Genomic DNA, 17426 nt, shown 5'->3' with positions numbered 1-17426 from the left:
GCCGCGAGGGCACCCAGGACGTACCATGCTCTGATGGCCATCCTCCCGCGGATCAGCTCGCCCGCCGACGTCCGGGCCCTGCGTCCTGCCCAGCTCGAGGGGCTCGCGCAGGAGATCCGGGACTTCCTGGTCGCCTCGGTCTCCCGCACCGGGGGCCACCTCGGCCCGAACCTCGGGGTCGTCGAGCTCACGCTCGCGATGCACCGGGCCTTCGAGTCCCCGCGGGACACCATGATCTTCGACACCGGGCACCAGACCTATGTGCACAAGATGCTGACGGGAAGGTCGGACTTCGCGGGCCTGCGCCAGCGCGGCGGGCTCTCGGGCTACCCGTGCCGGGAGGAGTCCGTCCACGACGTCGTGGAGAACTCCCACGCCTCGACGGCGTTGTCCTGGGCTGACGGGATCGCCAAGGCCAACGAGCTGCGTGGGCACGTCGACCGGCACGTGGTCGCGGTGATCGGCGACGGCGCGCTCACGGGGGGCATGGCCTGGGAGGCGCTCAACAACATCGCCGCGGGGCAGGACCGGCGGCTGGTGGTCGTCGTCAACGACAACGGCCGCTCCTACGACCCCACCATCGGCGGGCTCGCCCACCACCTCGACACCCTGCGCACGACCCGCGGCTACGAGAACTTCCTCGCGTGGGGCAAGCGCACCCTGCGGCGCTCGGGCCCACCGGGGCGTCTGGCCTACGAGGCGTTGCACGGCCTCAAGAAGGGCCTCAAGGACGTCGTGGCGCCCCAGGGACTCTTCGAGGACCTCGGCATCAAGTACGTGGGCCCGGTCGACGGCCACGACGTCACGGCGGTCGAGCAGTCGCTGCGCCGGGCCAAGGCCTTCGGCGGGCCCGTGATCGTGCACGTGATCACCGAGAAGGGCCGGGGCTACGTCCCGGCCGAGCAGGACGTCGCGGACCGCTTCCACGCGGTCGGCAAGATCCATCCCGAGACGGGCCTGCCGGTGGCCCCTTCGCGCTTCGGGTGGACCTCGGTCTTCGCCGACGAGATGGTCCGGATCGGACGTCGGCGGCCCGACGTGGTGGGAATCACCGCGGCGATGCTCCAGCCCGTCGGGCTCGCCCCGTTCGCCGCCGAGTTCCCTGCCCGCGCCTTCGACGTCGGGATCGCCGAGCAGCACGCCGTGACCTCGGCGGCCGGGATGGCCTTCGCGGGGCTGCACCCCGTGGTCGCGGTCTACGCGACCTTCCTCAACCGTGCCTTCGACCAGGTGCTGCTCGACGTCGCGCTGCACCGTGCGGGGGTCACCTTCGTGCTCGACCGTGCGGGTCTCACGGGGGACGACGGGGCGAGCCACAACGGGATGTGGGACATGTCGCTGATGCGCATGGTCCCGGGCCTGCACCTCGCCGCCCCGCGGGACGAGCCGACCCTGCGCAGCGCGCTCCGGGAGGCGGTCGACGTCGACGACGCCCCGACGGTCGTCCGCTACCCCAAGGGGCCCCTGCCCGACGCCCTCGAGGCCGTGGACACGGTCGACGGGGTCGACGTGCTCGCCCGGCACGCCGGGGACGGGGCGTCGGTCCTGGTCGTGGGGATCGGTCCGATGGCGCACCTCGCCGTCGAGGTCGGTCGGATGCTCGACGCCGAGGGTCTCCCGACGACCGTGGTGGACCCTCGATGGGTGCTCCCGGTCCCCGCGGCGCTCGTCAAGCTCGCGGGGGAGCACGACCACGTGGTGGTCGTCGAGGACGGGCTCGTCGAGGGCGGGGTCGGCGCGGTGCTGGGTCAGCGGTGCGCCGAGGCGGGCGTCGGCGTGCCGGTCCAGGCCGTGGGGATCCCGTTGACCTTCCTCGACCACGCGACCCGGGCCCAGCTCCTCGAGACCCTGCGTCTGCGTGCCGAGGACGTCGCCCACGACGTGCTGGCGCTCGTGCGCGGCCCCGCGGTCTGAGCTTCTCCCCTCGACCACCGGTGTGACCGGGGTCACGCTCGGTACGGTGAGGTCGAGCCGAAGGTCCCAGGTCGTCCCATGACTGCGCGCGTAGCGTCGAGGACACCGGAGCCCGACCACGAGGAGCGCAGTCCCATGGCCATCACGACAGATGCAGGCACCACGGTCACGCCGCACGGCCCGACCCCCGCCTGGCGCGGGTTCGTCAGTGGTCCGTGGCAGGACCACGTCGACGTGCGTGACTTCATCCAGCGCAACTACACCCCCTACACCGGCGACGCCGAGTTCCTCGCGGGGGCCACCGCCCGCACCACGGGGATCTGGCAGCGACTGGCCGACATGTTCCCCGAGGAGCGGGCCAAGGGCATCTACGACGTCGACGCCAACACCCCGTCGTCGATCACGGCCCACGCGCCCGGGTACATCGACAAGGACAACGAGCTCATCGTCGGGCTCCAGACCGACGCCCCCCTCAAGCGCGCGATCATGCCCTACGGCGGCTGGCGCATGGTCGAGAACGCCCTGACCACCTACGGCTACGAGGCCGACGACCAGGTCAAGCGGATCTTCACCGAGTACCGCAAGACCCACAACGCCGGCGTCTTCGACGTCTACCCGCCCGACGTCCGGGCCGCCCGCAGCTCCCACCTCATCACCGGGCTGCCGGACGCCTACGGTCGTGGCCGGATCATCGGCGACTACCGCCGCGTGGCCCTCTACGGCGTCGACGCCCTCATCGAGGCCAAGAAGCTCGAGCGGGCCGAGCTCGACATGGAGCGCTCGACCGAGGACGTCATCCGTGAGCGTGAGGAGATCGCCGAGCAGGTCCGTGCCCTGGGCGAGCTCAAGCGCATGGCGGCCTCCTACGGCTTCGACATCTCGCGGCCCGCGGCGAATGCCCACGAGGCCGTGCAGTGGCTCTACTTCGCCTACCTGGGTGCGGTCAAGGAGCAGAACGGTGCGGCCATGTCCCTCGGCCGGACCTCGACCTTCCTCGACGTGTACCTCGAGCGCGACATCGCGGCGGGCGTGCTGACCGAGGAGCAGGCCCAGGAGCTGATCGACGACTTCGTCATCAAGCTGCGCATCGTGCGGTTCCTGCGCACCCCCGAGTACGACGCGCTCTTCTCGGGCGACCCGACGTGGGTGACCGAGTCCCTCGGCGGCGTCGGTGAGGACGGGCGTCCGCTCGTCACCCGGACCTCCTTCCGCTACCTGCAGACCCTCTACAACCTGGGCCCGGCCCCCGAGCCGAACCTGACCGTCCTGTGGAGCCACAAGCTGCCCGACGGGTTCAAGCGCTTCTGCGCCCAGGTGTCGATCGACACCTCGGCCATCCAGTACGAGTCCGACGAGCTGATCCGCCCCGCGTGGGGCGACGACGCCGCGATCGCGTGCTGCGTCTCGGCCATGCGGGTCGGCAAGCAGATGCAGTTCTTCGGGGCCCGGGTGAACCTGGCCAAGGCGCTGCTGTACGCGATCAACGGTGGTCGTGACGAGGTGTCGGGCAAGCAGATCGGCCCGGTCACCATGCCGCTGCAGGGCGAGGTGCTCGACTACGACGAGGTGTACTCGGCGTACGACACCCTGCTCGAGTGGCTTGCGCAGACCTACGTGGACGCCCTCAACTGCATCCACTGGTCGCACGACAAGTACGCCTACGAGCGGCTCGAGATGGCCCTGCACGACCGTGCTGTGCTGAGGACCCTGGCCTGCGGGATCGCGGGGCTCTCGGTGGCGGCCGACTCGCTCTCGGCGATCAGGTACGCGACCGTGCGCCCGGTGCGCGACGAGACCGGCCTGGTCGTGGACTACACGGTCGAGGGGGACTACCCGACCTTCGGCAACGACGACGACCGGGTGGACGCGATCGCCGTCGAGCTCGTCCGCAGCTTCATGGACAAGATCCGTCAGCAGCCCACCTACCGGGGTGCCCTGCACACGCAGTCGGTGCTCACGATCACCTCGAACGTGGTCTACGGCAAGCACACGGGCAACACCCCCGACGGACGCCGCACCGGTGAGCCGTTCGCGCCTGGGGCCAACCCGATGAACGGGCGGGACACGCACGGCATGCTCGCGAGCGCGCTCAGCGTGGCGAAGCTCCCGTACGAGGACTCGATGGACGGCATCTCGCTGACCTCGACGGTCGTGCCCTCGGGGCTGGGGCGGGACCGGCCGGAGCAGATCACCAACCTGGTGGGGCTGCTCGACGGGTACAACGTGTCGCACGGGTTCCACGTGAACATCAACGTGCTCAACCGCGAGACCCTCGAGGACGCCATGGAGCACCCCGAGAACTACCCCCAGCTGACGATCCGCGTGTCGGGGTACGCGGTGAACTTCGTCCGGCTGACCCGTGAGCAGCAGCTCGACGTGCTGTCGCGGACCTTCCACGGCGGGCTCTGACCCGACCACGCGGGCTCCGGCACCCGCACCGCACGAGGACGCGGTCCCAGGTCATCTGGGGCCGCGCCCTCGTGCGTCCCGCGGCGGGGCGGGGGAGGCGACGGCTGGTCTGCGCGGGACCGAGGAGGGCGGACATTCGTCCTACGACTTGGCCGGGGCCGCGGGGCACACTGGGCTCATGACCACAGCAGCCAGCACAGCGGCCTCCAGGGTGCAGGGCGACGGCTCGACGCGGGCCGCTGATCACGCCGTGCCCGCGGGCCCCGACGGCGCCCCCATCGTGGAGCTCGGCGTCCCCGTGGTCGGCGGTGCGTACGGCCGGTCCTCCTCGGGCACCTCAGGGCTCGAGCTCAGCGAGGCCGACCGGAGCGAGCGCTTCGCGCAGATGCGGGCCGGCGAGCTCGGGTCCTTGCACTCGTGGGAGCTGGTGACCGCGGTGGACGGTCCGGGGACCCGACTCACGACCTTCCTGTCCGGGTGCCCCCTGCAGTGCCTGTACTGCCACAACCCCGACACGATGGAGATGCGTCGGGGCGAGCCGGTGACCGCTGACGAGCTGCTCTCCCGTATCACTCGCTACCGTTCGATCTTCGAGGTCACGGGCGGCGGCATCACGATCTCCGGGGGAGAGCCCCTCATGCAGCCGGCCTTCGTCGCACGCATCCTGCGCGGGGCCAAGGAGATGGGCATCCACACCGCCGTCGACACCTCGGGCTACCTGGGTGCGCACTGCACCGACGCGATGCTCGAGGACATCGATCTGGTGCTGCTCGACGTCAAGTCCGGCATCCCCGAGACCTACCGTCGGGTCACCGGGCGCGAGCTCGAGCCGACCCTCGAGTTCGGCCGACGCCTCGCAGCCCGCGGCACCGAGATCTGGGTGCGCTTCGTCCTGGTCCCGGGGCTCACCGACGCCCCCGAGAACGTCGACGCGGTCGCCGACTACGTCGCGAGCCTGAGCAGCGTCTCGCGCGTGGAGGTGCTTCCCTTCCACCAGATGGGCCGGGACAAGTGGGCGAGCCTGGGCCTGCGCTACGAGCTCGAGGACACCCCGGCCCCGACCCCCGAGCTCGTCGAACGCGTGCGCGAGCAGTTCCGCAGCAGGGGCCTCACCGTCCGCTGAGGGCAGGGGCCGAGCAGACCACCGGGCGCAAGGTCAGGAGCTGACGCGTTCCGGGAGGTCCGCGGTCCCGCGCGCGAGCAGACGGCGACCGATGACGTCCTCGCTCACCCCGGTGCGGTCCAGGTAGGGGATGATCCCGCCGAGGTGGAACGGCCAGCCCGCGCCGAGCACCATGCACAGGTCGATCTGCTCGGGCCCGGCCACGACCTGCTCCTCGAGCATGAACCCGATCTCCTGCGCCAGGCCCCGCCGGACGACGTCGAGCACCCCGGCCTCGTCGAGGGCCCCGGGCCCACCAGGCTCGCCGAAGGCCTCCTGGATCGCGGGGTCGACCTCGGTCTCGGCCCCGGTGCCGTCCGGCTCGGGGACCACCCGGCGCCCTTCGGCGGCCAGTCGCTCGAGCCCGGGGGAGAGCGGGTAGCGCGGGCCGAGCTCGGCGTGCAGGGAGCCCAGCACGTGCAGGGCGACGGGCAGCCCGACGAGCTGGATGAGGGCGAAGGGACCCATCGGGAGCCCGAGAGGCCGTAGGGCCCGGTCGGCGACGCCGACCGGGGTCCCGGCCTCGACGGTCGCGGCCACGTCGGCGAGCATCCGCAGCAGCAGCCGGTTGACCACGAACCCGGGGCGGTCGGCGACCCCGACCGCGGTCTTGCGCAGGTCCTTGGCCACCGCGAAGGCTGTCGCGAGCGCGGCGTCGGAGGACTGCGCGGTCCGGACCACCTCGATGAGCGGCATCTGCGCGACGGGGTTGAAGAAGTGCAGCCCGACGACGCGCTCGGGGTGCTCGAGCTGCTCCGACATCTCGGCGACCGACAGGGCCGAGGTGTTGGTCGCCAGCACGGTCTCGGCGTCGACCACGCCCTCGAGCTGGGCCAGGACGGTCTGCTTGACCGACATCACCTCTGTCACGGCCTCGATCACCAGGTCCGCCCCCGCCAGGGTGCCCAGGTCGGTGCTGATGGTGATCGAGGCGAGCAGCCGGTGCGCCTCGTCCTCGCTCACACGCCCCTTCGAGGCCATGCCCTCGACGAGCCGGCGCACCCCGGCCAGGCCAGCGGCGACCCGGTCCTCGTCGACCTCGCGCATCACGACGGGGACCTTGAGCCGCCGGGCGATGAGCACCGCGAGCTGCCCGGCCATGAGCCCGGCGCCGACGATCCCGACCCGGCGCACCGGTCGCGCCAGAGCCGCGTCGGGCGCCCCGGCGGGCTTGCGTGCCTTGCGGGTGGTCAGGTCGAAGGCGTAGAGCCCGGCGCGCAGCTCGTCGGTCATGAGGAGCTCGGTGAGGACCTCGTCCTCGGCGGCGAAGGCCTCGTCCCGGCTCGCCGTGCGTGCCGCTGCCACCAGGTCGAGGGCACGGTAGGGAGCGGGCCGCGATCCGTGCAGGCGCTGGTCGAGGGCCGTGCGGGCAGCGGCGACGGTCGCGTCCCAGGTGCCCTGGTCCTCGAGCTCGGGCCGCGGGACCACGACGCGACCCGCGAGGACCTCGGCGCACCAGCGGATCGACTGCTCGAGGAAGTCCGCGGGGTCCAGGACCGTGTCGACCAGGCCCATGTCGAGGGCTGCGACGGCCGAGGTGGTCCGGTTGTTCGCCAGGGGGCGCTGGATCACGAGGTCTACGGCCCGGCGCACACCCAGGAGGTGCGGAGCCAGGTAGCACCCGCCCCACCCGGGCACCAGGCCGAGGAAGACCTCGGGCAGGGCCAGGGCACCGACGTCGGCGGCCGCGGACCGGTACGTGCAGTGCAGGGCGACCTCGAGCCCACCGCCCAGGGCCGCCCCGTTGACGAAGGCGAAGGTCGGGACGCCGAGCTCGCCCAGCAGCCGGAGGGTCCTGTGCCCCGCCTGGGCCACGGCCCGCGCCTCGGCGGCGTCGGCGATCGCGGCCATGTAGCCGAGGTCCGCCCCGGCAGCGAGGTAGTACGGCTTGCCGGTGACGGCGAGGGCCTGGATCTCACCTGCCGCTGCGCGGTCCCGCTGGGTCGTGAGCGCCGTGTGCAGCTCGGCCAGGCCACCCGGCCCGAGGGTCGTCGGCTTGGTGTGGTCGAGGCCGTTGTCGATCGTCAGCAGGGCCAGGACGCCGCCGTCGGGCAGCGGCACGTCACGGACCAGGGCGTGCGCGACCCGTTCGCCGGGAAGCCCGGCGAGACGGCGGGTGGCCTCCTGGTCGGGGCCGGGCGGGGTGCCGTGCGTCGCGCTCATGCCTGCTCCTCCGTGCTGCCGTGGTGGTGGGGGTTCTCCCAGACGACCGTGCCGCCCATGCCGAGACCGACGCACATCGTCGTGATGCCGTACCGGACCTCGGGGTGCAGGGCGAAGGACCGGGCGAGCTGGGACATCAGCCGTACCCCGGAGGCCGCGAGCGGGTGCCCGACGGCGATCGCACCGCCGAAGGGGTTCACCCGCGGGTCCTCGTCCTCGATCCCCATCCCGTCCAGGAAGGCGAGGACCTGGACCGCGAAGGCCTCGTTGATCTCGATCAGCCCGATGTCCTCGATCCCGAGGCCGGCGAGGCGCAGGGCCTTCTCGGTGGCCGGGACGGGGCCGATGCCCATGACCTCGGGGTCGACCCCGGCGTACGCGTAGCTGACCAGCCGCATCCGTGCGGGCAGCGCGAGCTCGGACGCGACCTCGGAGGAGGCCAGCAGCGCGACGGCGGCCCCGTCGGTGAGCGGGGCGGAGGTCGCCGCGGTGACCCGGCCGCCCGGCCGGAACGGGGTGGCCAGCCCTGCGAGGTCGGCCAGGGTCGTTCCTGGGCGGGGCGGCTCGTCGGCGGTCGCGAGCCCCCACCCCCGCTCGGGGTCGCGCAGGGCGATGCTCACCAGGTCGGCCGAGATGTGCCCGGCCGCGAGGGCTGCTGCGTACCGCTGCTGGCTGCGTACCGCGTACGCGTCCGCCCGGTCCTTGGTCAGGGCCGGGTACCGGTCGTGCAGGTTCTCTGCGGTCGCACCCATGACCAGGGCCGAGGAGTCGACGAGCCGTTCGGCGACGAAGCGGGGATTGGGGTCGGTGTCCGCCCCCATCGGGTGGTGCCCCATGTGCTCGACCCCGCCGGCGACGGCGACCTGCTGCGCCCCGGCCATGATCGCCGAGGCCGTCGCGGTGACCGCGGTCATGGCCCCCGCGCACATCCGGTCCACGGCGAACCCTGGCACGGTGCGCGGCAGCCCCGCGAGCACGGCGACCGATCGTCCCAGGGTGAGCCCCTGGTCACCGCTCTGGCTCGTGGCGGCCAGCGCGACGTCGTCCACGCGCTCAGGTGGCAGGCCGGGGGAGCGCCGCAGGAGCTCACGGGTCGCCTTGACGGCGAGGTCGTCACCCCGGGTGTGGGCGTAGATCCCGTCCGGGCGGGCGCGGCCGAACGGGGTGCGCACCCCGTCCACGAAGACGACGTCCTGGACCGTGCGGCGCGAGGTGCTCATGGGCTCTCCTGAGGTGGACGGCGTTGTCCGGGTGGTGCTGCTGCCGAGTGACGAAGCTACTGGAGAGTAACAAAGGCCGCGGCGAGACGCGGGGCCACGAGCTCGACCTGCCACGGCCGGGCCCCCGCGGCCGCCAGCGTCTCGGCGACGGAGACCTCGTCGATCCGTGCCGGCGGTGACCAGCACAGGCGTCGCAGCAGGTCAGGGGTCAGCAGGTTCTCCACGGGGACCTGGTGCTCCTCGCCGATCTCGGCGACGGCGGTCCGCGCCACGGCGAGCCGCGCGGCCGCGGCGGGGTCGCGGTCGGACCAGGTGCGCGGCGGGGGCGGTGCGTCGGTGCGCGGCCCGCGCGAGGACGGCAGCTGGCCCTCGGGCAGGGCCAGGGCCTCGGCGACGGGGGCGAACCAGTGCTCGGCCCGTCGGCGGGTCGCCTTGCCCTTGAACTGGGGCAGCTCGGTCAGCGCGGTCACGCTCGTCGGCATCGCCTGGGCGGCGGCCACGATCGCGGCGTCGGGCAGCACCCGGCCGGGGGAGACGTCACGGCGCCGCGCGTCGTGCTCACGGGCCTGCCACAGCGCGCGGACGACGGCCAGGCGCCGGGGGTCGCGGATCGCGTGCAGCCCCGAGGTGCGACGCCACGGGTCCACGCGCGGCGGCGCCGGCGGGGCGAGGCGCACGGCCTCGAACTCCTGCCGGGCCCACTCGCCCTTGCCCGCGGCGTCCAGACGGTCGCCCAGCTCGCGGCGCAGGTCGAGCAGCACCTCGACGTCGAGCGCCGCGTAGAGCAGCCAGTCCTGCGGCAGCGGTCGGGTGGACCAGTCGACCGCCGAGTGCTCCTTGGCGAGGCCCAGGCCCAGGATCTCGGCGACCACCGCGGCGAGCCCGACACGGGGCAGCCCCAGCAGCCGGGCCGCGAGCTCGGTGTCGAAGACGGCGGCCGGCCGGAGCCTCTGCTCGGACAGGCCAGGCAGGTCCTGCGAGGCGGCGTGGAGCACCCACTCGGCGTCGCCGAGGGCCTCGTCGACCGAGCTCAGGTCGGGCAGGGGGACGGGGTCGATCAGCACCGTGCCGGCGCCCTCGCGGCGCATCTGCACCAGGAAGGTCCGCTGCCCGTACCGGTAGCCCGAGGCGCGCTCCGCGTCGACCGCCACGGGGCCGGAGGCCGAGCGCAGGCGCTCGACGGCCTCGGCCAGGGCCTCGGGGGTGTCGACCACGGCGGGGACCCCTTCTCGGGGCTCGCGCAGAGGGGTGATCTCGGGAGCGTCCTCGTCGCTCGCCGGACCGGTGACGTCGGGATGGGCGCTGGACATGCCCACCACGCTAGACGCTCGCACCCGGCTGGCCGCGCAGGCGGCGCCGTCGGGGGCGCGGGTGATCAGGCGAGGAGGGCGTTGCGGATCGCGTACGCGACCATCTCGGCGCGGTCGCCCGTGCCCACCTTGCGCGAGATGCGCGCGAGGTGGCTCTTGACCGTGAGGGCGGAGAGCTCGAGGTGCTCGCCGATCTGGCGGTTGGTGCGGCCGTCGGCGACGAGGCGCAGGACGCCCAGCTCGCGAGCGGTCAGCTCGCTGCTCGCACGGCTGGTCGGCTGGGGCCGGCCGGTGATCCGCACGGCCCCGGGCGGCTCGGCCGCGACGGCGCCGCGGATGCCGCTGCCCAGCAGGACCACCAGCTCGCGACGCCCGGCCTTGCGGGTCAGCAGCACGGCCCGGGTGGACTCCCGGCGGCGCAGGGTCCGGACCAGCACGTGGCCGTCCCCGTCCCCGAGCTCGGGCACGACGAGGCACAGCGGGGCGCCCTCGCGGGATCGCCGGGTGCGCTGCGACGGCGGGTGAGGCCGCTCGGAGGCTGCTCCGGGTGCGACCCGCACGGCCGTCCGGTCCGGTGCGGTGCTGACGTGCTCGACGGTCAAGGGAGTGCTCCCGGGGTGCGTGTGAGGCGTGTCACCCGAGATATCGGCGCGAAGGTCAGGGACCTTGAGGAGCAGTTCGCGCCGGTTCAGCGGCGGCGCCCGAGGCTTGCGACGCCCTCGGGCAGTGGGGGCAGACCGCCGGAGTGGCAGAGCACGGTCGCCCAGGCCTCGAGGTGGTCGCCCACGGCGCCGTCGGGCGGCGTCCAGGAGGCACGGATCTCGATCTCGACCTCGTCGGGCCGCTCAGCCAGCGCGGCGAAGGACTCCGAGACCACGCGCGTGACGGTGCCGCCGAGGGCGGACCAGCCCCGGGGGGCGGCCTCGAGCGCCTCGGTGACCCAGCTCCAGGCCGCCTCGCAGACCAGAGGATCGGCGCCTGCCTCGGGGTCGAGGGTCGCGCGGACGAGCGTGACGACGCGGAAGGTGCCCTCCCAGGCCTCCTGGCCGCGCGGGTCGTGGAGCAGCACGAACCGGCCCGAGGCGGGATCCTCCTCGACCTCGTCGCCGGGACCGCCCAGGAGCTCGCCGGTCAGGGCCACCGCGTAGGGCGCGATGCGGGCGGGGGCGGGGATCTCGGTGAGCCGGATCTCGGGGCGCAGCCGACGGTCGCGCAGGGCGCCCAGGGCGCGCACGAACTCGGCGGGGACGTCTGCATCCGCAGTGATCACCGTCGCAGCGTAGAGCGACGCGGTGACACCGGCGGGGACCGGCGCGCGGACACATCTGCCGGGTGGGCCCGACCGCACTACCCTGGCGAGGTCGTCTCTCCGTCGGAAGGGAACCCCTCCAGCATGTCCGCACGCGCGCAGATCGGTGTCACCGGGTTGGCCGTCATGGGTCGCAACCTCGCCAGGAACCTGGCCCGCAACGGCTTCACGGTAGCCGTGCACAACCGCTCGGCGGGGCGCATGCAGTCCCTCCTCGCCGACCACGGGGACGAGGGGGAGTTCATCGGCTCGGAGAGCCTCGCGGACTTCGTGGCCTCCCTCGAGCGGCCTCGCAAGATCATCGTCATGGTCAAGGCCGGCGGTCCCACGGACGCCGTGATCGACGACCTCGTCCCGCTCCTGGAGGAGGGGGACATCGTGATCGACGCCGGCAACGCGCACTTCCCCGACACCCGGCGCCGTGAGGCCGCCCTGCGCGAGCACGGCCTCCACTTCGTCGGTACCGGTGTCTCGGGCGGGGAGGAGGGGGCGCTCCTGGGGCCCTCGATCATGCCTGGCGGCTCGGCCGAGTCCTACACCTGGCTGGGGCCGATCTTCGAGAAGATCGCCGCGCAGGTCGACGGGGTGCCGTGCTGCACCTACGTCGGGGCCGACGGTGCCGGCCACTTCGTCAAGATGGTGCACAACGGCATCGAGTACGCGGACATGCAGCTGATCGCCGAGGCGTACGACCTGCTCAAGCAAGGGCTCGGGGCCTCCGCGGCGGAGATCGGCGAGATCTTCGCCGAGTGGAACACCGGGGACCTCGAGTCCTTCCTCATCGAGATCACCGCCGGCGTGCTCGCCCACACCGACCCGGTCACCGGTGGGGCCTTCGTCGACGTGGTGCTCGACCAGGCCGAGCAGAAGGGCACCGGGCGCTGGACCGTGCAGAACGCCCTCGACCTGGGCGTTCCCATCACCGGGATCGCCGAGGCGACCTTCGCGCGGGCCCTGTCGGGCTCGGTGCCGCAGCGTGCCGCCGCGGCGGGGACGCTGCCCGCGCACGCCGGGACCTGGGACGTGATCGACCGCGATGCCTTCGTCGAGGACGTGCGTCGTGCCCTCTACGCCTCGAAGGTCGTGGCGTACTCGCAGGGCTTCGACCAGATCGCCGCGGCGAGCGCGGAGTTCGGCTGGGACATCGACCGTGGCGCCATGGCGCGCATCTGGCGGGGCGGCTGCATCATCCGCGCGCGGTTCCTCAACCGCATCACCGAGGCCTACGAGCGCGACGCCCACCTGCCGCTGCTGCTCGCCGACGAGTACTTCACCCAGGCCGTGGGCGACGGGGTGACGGCCTGGCGACGGATCGTCGCCCAGGCCGCGCTCAACGGGGTGCCGACCCCGGCCTTCTCGTCCTCGCTGGCCTACTACGACGGTGTGCGGGCCGAGCGTCTGCCGGCCAACCTCATCCAGGCGCAGCGCGACTTCTTCGGTGCCCACACCTACCGGCGCACCGACCGTGAGGGCTCTTTCCACACCCAGTGGACCACCGACCGCGCCGAGGTCCAGGAGTGACCCAGACCGGTGCGGGGGAACCCGTCCTGCGGGCCGAGGGACGCTCCCCCGGGGGTGTGGCCTTCCAGCCGGTGATCCTCGGGGCCGACATCGGGGTCTACGCCCTGGCCCGCTCCTTCCACGAGCAGTACGGCCTTCGCTCGATCGTGGTCAGCCTGACCGTGACGGGCCCGGTCGCGGACTCGACGATCATCGAGAACGTCGTGCTCGGGCCCGAGGCCGACCCCGAGGAGATGGTCCGCGCCCTGGGCCGGGTCGCGGCCCGGTTCACCGGGTCTGCCGACGGGTCGCCCTCCGGTGGTGATCGGCCCGAGCTGCTGCTCCTGGCGAACACCGACTGGTTGGTGCGCTTCCTGGTGCAGCACCGCGACGAGCTCGAGCAGTGGTACACGGTCCCGTTCCTGGACGAGCCGCTGCTGGACCGTCTCGCGGACAAGGCCCGCTTCGCCGAGCTCTGCCACGAGCTCGGCATCGCGACCCCGACCACGGTCGTCCAGGACTTCGCCGCGGCGGCGTCCCCGGGGTGGGTGCCGGTGCCCGTCGAGCTGGACTTCCCGGTCATCGCGAAGGCGGCGAACAGCGCCGACTACGAGCGGCTGAGCTTCCCGGGAAAGCGGAAGGTCTACCAGGTCGAGGACCGTGCCGGGCTCGAGGAGCTGTACGCGACCCTGGTCCGCGCGGGGTTCACGGGCCGGTTCGTGATCCAGGAGATGATCCCCGGGGACGACACGCAGATGCGCAGCATCACCTGCTACGTCGACACCCGCGGCGTGGTGACCCTCTCGTGCTGCGCCCACGTGCTGCTCGAGGAGCACACCCCGAGCGGGCTGGGGAACCCCGCGGCGATGATCACGGGACGCTCGGACGCGATGCTCGAGCAGGCCCAGCGGCTGCTCACCAGCATCGGGTACGTGGGCTTCGCGAACTTCGACGTCAAGGTCGACCCCCGAGACGGGTCGGCCCAGTTCTTCGAGGTGAACCCGCGCATCGGCCGCAACAGCTACTACGTGACGGCGGCGGGGGCGAACCCGGTGCGCTTCCTCGTCGAGGACAGGGTCGACGGCACCGCCGTCGCGCCGGTCGTGGTCGAGCGCGAGGTGCTGTACTCGATCGTCCCGTACCGGCTCCTGCGCCGGTACCTCGTGGACCCGGCCCTGCGTGCCCGCGCCGACTCCCTGGTGCGACGCCGGGCGACCGCGCACCCCCTGCGGTACCGGCCCGAGCGGCGGTGGCGACGCCGGTTGTACGTGGCCCTCGCCTCGGTCAACCAGGTCCGCAAGTTCCGTCGCCACTACCCGAGGGTGACCGAGAGCGGCCTCTGACGCCGGAGGAGCCTGGCCCCGTCAGTGGGGCCAGGCTCAGCCGACCCGGCTGGTGCCCGCGTACAGGTGGAGCACGGGTACCTGGAGCTCGTCCCGGGCGCGGGAGGCCCAGTCGGTGTGGAAGGTGTCCTCGAGGGCGTGCGGGAAGGTCACGACGACCACCTCGCGGACGTCCTGCGAGGACACCGCGGCCCGCAGGGCCGGGAGCGGGTCGTCCGAGACGACGGCCCCGTCCGCCGTGCTCCCCGCGGTGGTGAAGGCTGCGACGCTCGCCTCGAGCTGGGCCTCGGCGTCGTGATGGGCCCGCTCGGGCTCAGGCTCGCGACCCAGAACGGTGTCGAGAGCCTCCCGCAGCTCGCCCAGGCTCAGGTGGTCCACCAGCGACACCAGGACGTTGCGCTCGGTGTCGGCCGGGACGAGCACGTGGTAGCGGACGTCTCGCTCGACGTGCAGGGCGGTGATGTGGTCGACGTCGACCTCGGTCAGGGCGTCCTCGCTGAGGACCAGGATGATCTCGCTCACGGCCCGAGCCTAGTTGCCACCGCGGTGGTGCGCCGGTCCAGCGAGGACCTCGGCCCCTGACCCGGCGAGCACCCCCGGGCTAGGGTGGTGGCAGCACCGCGTGGTCACCGGGGGGCCCAGATGCTCGAGAGCGACTTCGGCCAGATCGCGGCGATCCTCATCATCGCCGCCGCCGCGGGAGCCCTCGCCCAGATGCTGCGGCAGCCCCTCGTCGTCGCCTACATCGCCGTCGGCATCCTCGTGGGTCCGGCCGCTCTGGGCCTGATCACGGCGACCGAGCAGGTCGCCCTGCTCGCCAAGGTCGGCATCGCGGTGCTGCTCTTCCTCGTCGGTCTCAAGCTCGACCTCCACCTGATCCGGACCACCGGCCCGGTGGCCCTGGTGACGGGCCTGGGCCAGGTCGTCTTCACCTCGGTGATCGGCTTCGGGATCACGTGGGCCCTGGGGTACGACGTCGTCACGGCGGTCTACGTCGCGGTGGCCCTGACGTTCTCCTCCACGATCATCATCGTCAAGCTCCTGTCCGACAAGCGCGAGCTCGACGAGCTGCACGGGCGGATCGCGGTCGGGTTCCTCATCGTCCAGGACGTCGTCGTGGTGCTGGCGATGATCGTGATCACCGCGATCGGCGTGGGGACGGATCAGGACGTCGGGACCGAGGTCGCGTGGACGGCGCTGCGCGGCGCGGCGTTCCTCGTGGGGATCGCCCTTCTCGCTCGCTACGTGCTGCCCAGGCTCCTCGACCGGCTCGCGAGCTCGGGCGAGCTCATCGTGCTCTTCGGCCTGGTGTGGGCCGTGGCCGTGGCCGCCGCGAGCGACGCGATCGGCCTGAGCATGGAGGTCGGTGCCTTCCTCGCCGGGGTCTCGCTCGCCTCGACCTCCTACCGCGAGGCCCTCGGGGCGCGGCTCGTGAGCCTGCGCGACGTCCTCATCCTCTTCTTCTTCATCGACCTCGGCTCGACGATGGAGTTCGCCGAGGCCCGGGCCCAGGTCGTGCCCGCCCTGCTGCTCTCGGCCTTCGTGCTGATCGGCAACCCGGTCATCGTCATGGTCATCATGGGGGTGATGGGCTACCGCAAGCGGGTGTCCTTCCTCGCGGGTCTCGCGGTGGCCCAGATCAGCGAGTTCTCCCTGATCCTCGCGGCCCTGGCCATGAGCGTCGGCCACATCGGCAGCGAGGCGCTGAGCCTGGTCACGATGGTCGGGGTGATCACCATCGGTCTGTCGACGTACCTGATCCTGTACTCGAAGGAGATCTACGCCCGGATCGCCCCGGCCCTCTCGGTCTTCGAGCGCGCCTCCCCGCACCGCGGCGTCGAGGACGACGGGGAGGGCGAGCCCTACGACGCCGTGGTCATCGGCGGAGGGCGGTTCGGCGGAGCGGTCGTCGACGGGCTCCGGACGGCCGGTGGGCGGGTGCTCGTGGTCGACCTGGACCCGCACGTCCTCGCAGGGCTGCGCGAGGCCGGGGTCGAGACCCTGTACGGCGACATCACCGAGCCCGAGCTCACCCTGGCCCTCCCGCTGCACGAGACCCATGCCGTGGTGTGCACGGTGCCCGAGCTCTCGGTCAACCTGACCCTGCTGGACTCGCTGCGTCGCCTCGAGTTCCGAGGGGTGGTGGCCCTGACCGCCCTCGGCAGCCACGAGTCCATGGTCCTGGAGGCCGAGCCCGGGGTGACGGTCCTCCGGCCCTTCGCCGAGGCCGCGGACCAGGTGCTGCCACGGCTCAGCCGGGAGCGCGGCCGTGGGTCAGGGGGCGACGGCGGGCTGGACTGAGCTCGCCGGCGTCCCCAGGAGCCAGCGTGCGAGCAGCACGCCCTCGGCGTGCAGGAGGTGGGCCAGCGCGCCGGGGCGGGGCGGGGCGAGCTCGCTGCCCGGGCCCAGGATCCCCACGGGGGACCCCACGAGCACGGGGCTGGTCGTCAGGCACAGCTCACCCACGAGGCCGCGCCGGACGAGCGCCCCCAGGAGGGCCGGTCCGCCCTCGGCGAGCACGCTCGTGCGTCCCGCCGCCCTCAGGGTCCTGAGCGCCTCCCCGAGGTCGACCTCGTCGTCGTGCACGTGCAGGCGCTCGGCCGGCAGGGCGCGGCGCAGCTCGTCGAGACCGGGGGCCCGCCCCGTCGTGAAGACCCAGGGCGCAGGGTCCTCGACCAGCAGCTCGGCGGGCAGCAGGCCGGAGCGCGTCACCAGGGCGAGGTCGGGATGGTCGCGCTGACCGCGGGCTCGGCGGCCCGACCGGAGCGGGAGCGGGGTGCGCGGTGCGCCGTAGCCCTCGGTCCGGGCCGTGCCCGCCCCCACCAGCACGACGTCGGCCAGGGCCCGGAGCGTGGTGAAGACGCGCAGGTCCGCGGGGCCGTTGATCGACCCCGACCGGCCGTCGGGCCCGGCCGTCGCGCCGTCGACGGTGGCGATCATGTTGGCGCGGGCGAGGCCCCCGGCGGGCGCGCCGTACAGGGCGGTCAGCTCGACCTCGGCGGGGTCGGGCAGGATCTCGCGGCTCTCCCGCCCGGACGAGGTCGGCACCAGCACGTCGAGGGGTGGGGGGCTGCTCACCGCTCCACGCTAGCCCCC

The 17426-nt window shown here is 72.9% G+C and carries 13 protein-coding genes; 6 read left to right on the top strand and 7 right to left on the bottom strand.

Annotated features, from left to right (window positions below):
• The first annotated feature begins 33 nt into the window (after window positions 1-33).
• The 3 genes from dxs (at window position 34) to pflA (ending at window position 5446) form a co-directional block, all read left to right on the top strand.
• Window positions 34-1914, top strand: coding sequence for a 1-deoxy-D-xylulose-5-phosphate synthase (dxs, locus tag J4G33_RS01865; protein ID WP_208054182.1), 1881 nt, complete (start codon window positions 34-36; stop codon window positions 1912-1914).
• Window positions 1915-2049: 135 nt separating this feature from the next.
• Window positions 2050-4323, top strand: a complete 2274-nt coding sequence (gene pflB / locus J4G33_RS01860; RefSeq protein ID WP_208054181.1) for a formate C-acetyltransferase — start codon at window positions 2050-2052, stop codon at window positions 4321-4323.
• Window positions 4324-4501: 178 nt separating this feature from the next.
• On the top strand, window positions 4502-5446 hold the full coding sequence (gene pflA, locus J4G33_RS01855; protein WP_208054180.1) for a pyruvate formate-lyase-activating protein: 945 nt from the start codon (window positions 4502-4504) through the stop codon (window positions 5444-5446).
• A 33-nt stretch (window positions 5447-5479) separates the two neighbouring features.
• Here pflA and J4G33_RS01850 read toward each other — a convergent pair whose 3' ends face one another.
• From J4G33_RS01850 to J4G33_RS01830, 5 genes are all read right to left on the bottom strand, one after another.
• Window positions 5480-7648: a 3-hydroxyacyl-CoA dehydrogenase NAD-binding domain-containing protein gene (locus J4G33_RS01850; RefSeq protein WP_208054179.1), complete on the bottom strand. Its 2169-nt coding sequence runs from the start codon at window positions 7646-7648 to the stop codon at window positions 5480-5482.
• On the bottom strand, window positions 7645-8868 hold the full coding sequence (locus J4G33_RS01845; RefSeq protein ID WP_208054178.1) for a thiolase family protein: 1224 nt from the start codon (window positions 8866-8868) through the stop codon (window positions 7645-7647). The genes J4G33_RS01850 and J4G33_RS01845 overlap by 4 nt, the downstream gene beginning before the upstream one ends.
• A gap of 56 nt (window positions 8869-8924) precedes the next feature.
• Window positions 8925-10178 carry an HRDC domain-containing protein gene (locus tag J4G33_RS01840; protein WP_208054177.1) on the bottom strand — a complete coding sequence of 418 codons (1254 nt, stop codon included), beginning with the start codon at window positions 10176-10178 and terminating at the stop codon, window positions 8925-8927.
• Window positions 10179-10243: 65 nt separating this feature from the next.
• A complete protein-coding gene (locus J4G33_RS17695) occupies window positions 10244-10780 on the bottom strand; it encodes a helix-turn-helix transcriptional regulator (RefSeq protein ID WP_243758360.1) in 537 nt (178 codons plus the stop codon).
• Window positions 10781-10866: 86 nt separating this feature from the next.
• Window positions 10867-11448 (bottom strand): DUF3000 domain-containing protein, encoded by a 582-nt coding sequence (locus tag J4G33_RS01830; RefSeq protein WP_307793663.1) that lies wholly within the window; start codon window positions 11446-11448, stop codon window positions 10867-10869.
• Between the two features lie 123 nt (window positions 11449-11571).
• Between J4G33_RS01830 and gnd the strand changes: the two genes are divergently transcribed.
• Together gnd and J4G33_RS01820 are read left to right on the top strand one after the other, a co-directional pair.
• Entirely contained in the window at window positions 11572-13008 is a 1437-nt protein-coding gene (gene gnd, locus J4G33_RS01825; protein ID WP_208054176.1) for an NADP-dependent phosphogluconate dehydrogenase, read from the top strand.
• Window positions 13005-14330 carry a carboxylate--amine ligase gene (locus J4G33_RS01820; RefSeq protein WP_307793662.1) on the top strand — a complete coding sequence of 442 codons (1326 nt, stop codon included), beginning with the start codon at window positions 13005-13007 and terminating at the stop codon, window positions 14328-14330. The genes gnd and J4G33_RS01820 overlap by 4 nt, the downstream gene beginning before the upstream one ends.
• 36 nt (window positions 14331-14366) lie before the next feature.
• On the opposite strand, the gene J4G33_RS01815 is transcribed toward J4G33_RS01820, so the two are convergent.
• Window positions 14367-14852: a hypothetical protein gene (locus J4G33_RS01815; protein ID WP_208054175.1), complete on the bottom strand. Its 486-nt coding sequence runs from the start codon at window positions 14850-14852 to the stop codon at window positions 14367-14369.
• A gap of 120 nt (window positions 14853-14972) precedes the next feature.
• On the opposite strand from J4G33_RS01815, the gene J4G33_RS01810 reads away from it, so the two are divergent.
• Window positions 14973-16631, top strand: coding sequence for a cation:proton antiporter (locus tag J4G33_RS01810; RefSeq protein WP_208054174.1), 1659 nt, complete (start codon window positions 14973-14975; stop codon window positions 16629-16631).
• Here J4G33_RS01810 and J4G33_RS01805 read toward each other — a convergent pair.
• Window positions 16605-17408 (bottom strand): dihydrofolate reductase family protein, encoded by an 804-nt coding sequence (locus J4G33_RS01805; protein WP_208054173.1) that lies wholly within the window; start codon window positions 17406-17408, stop codon window positions 16605-16607. The two genes, J4G33_RS01810 and J4G33_RS01805, sit on opposite strands and share 27 nt — an antisense overlap.
• Window positions 17409-17426: the final 18 nt, after the last annotated feature.

The organism is Actinotalea soli (assembly GCF_017565425.1).
In the GTDB taxonomy this organism is placed as follows: Bacteria; Actinomycetota; Actinomycetes; order Actinomycetales; family Cellulomonadaceae; genus Actinotalea; species Actinotalea soli.
Note: the sequence above shows the minus strand (reverse complement) of the source record. Positions and strands in the feature narration are given on the sequence as shown.

What these genes read in the sequence shown, in the direction of transcription:
- dxs (WP_208054182.1), top strand. Translation starts at nt 34, where the DNA reads ATGGCCATCCTCCCGCGGATCAGCTCGCCCGCCGACGTCCGGGCCCTG.
- pflB (WP_208054181.1), top strand. Translation starts at nt 2,050, where the DNA reads ATGGCCATCACGACAGATGCAGGCACCACGGTCACGCCGCACGGCCCG.
- pflA (WP_208054180.1), top strand. Translation starts at nt 4,502, where the DNA reads ATGACCACAGCAGCCAGCACAGCGGCCTCCAGGGTGCAGGGCGACGGC.
- J4G33_RS01850 (WP_208054179.1), bottom strand. Translation starts at nt 7,648, where the DNA reads ATGAGCGCGACGCACGGCACCCCGCCCGGCCCCGACCAGGAGGCCACC.
- J4G33_RS01845 (WP_208054178.1), bottom strand. Translation starts at nt 8,868, where the DNA reads ATGAGCACCTCGCGCCGCACGGTCCAGGACGTCGTCTTCGTGGACGGG.
- J4G33_RS01840 (WP_208054177.1), bottom strand. Translation starts at nt 10,178, where the DNA reads ATGTCCAGCGCCCATCCCGACGTCACCGGTCCGGCGAGCGACGAGGAC.
- gnd (WP_208054176.1), top strand. Translation starts at nt 11,572, where the DNA reads ATGTCCGCACGCGCGCAGATCGGTGTCACCGGGTTGGCCGTCATGGGT.
- J4G33_RS01810 (WP_208054174.1), top strand. Translation starts at nt 14,973, where the DNA reads ATGCTCGAGAGCGACTTCGGCCAGATCGCGGCGATCCTCATCATCGCC.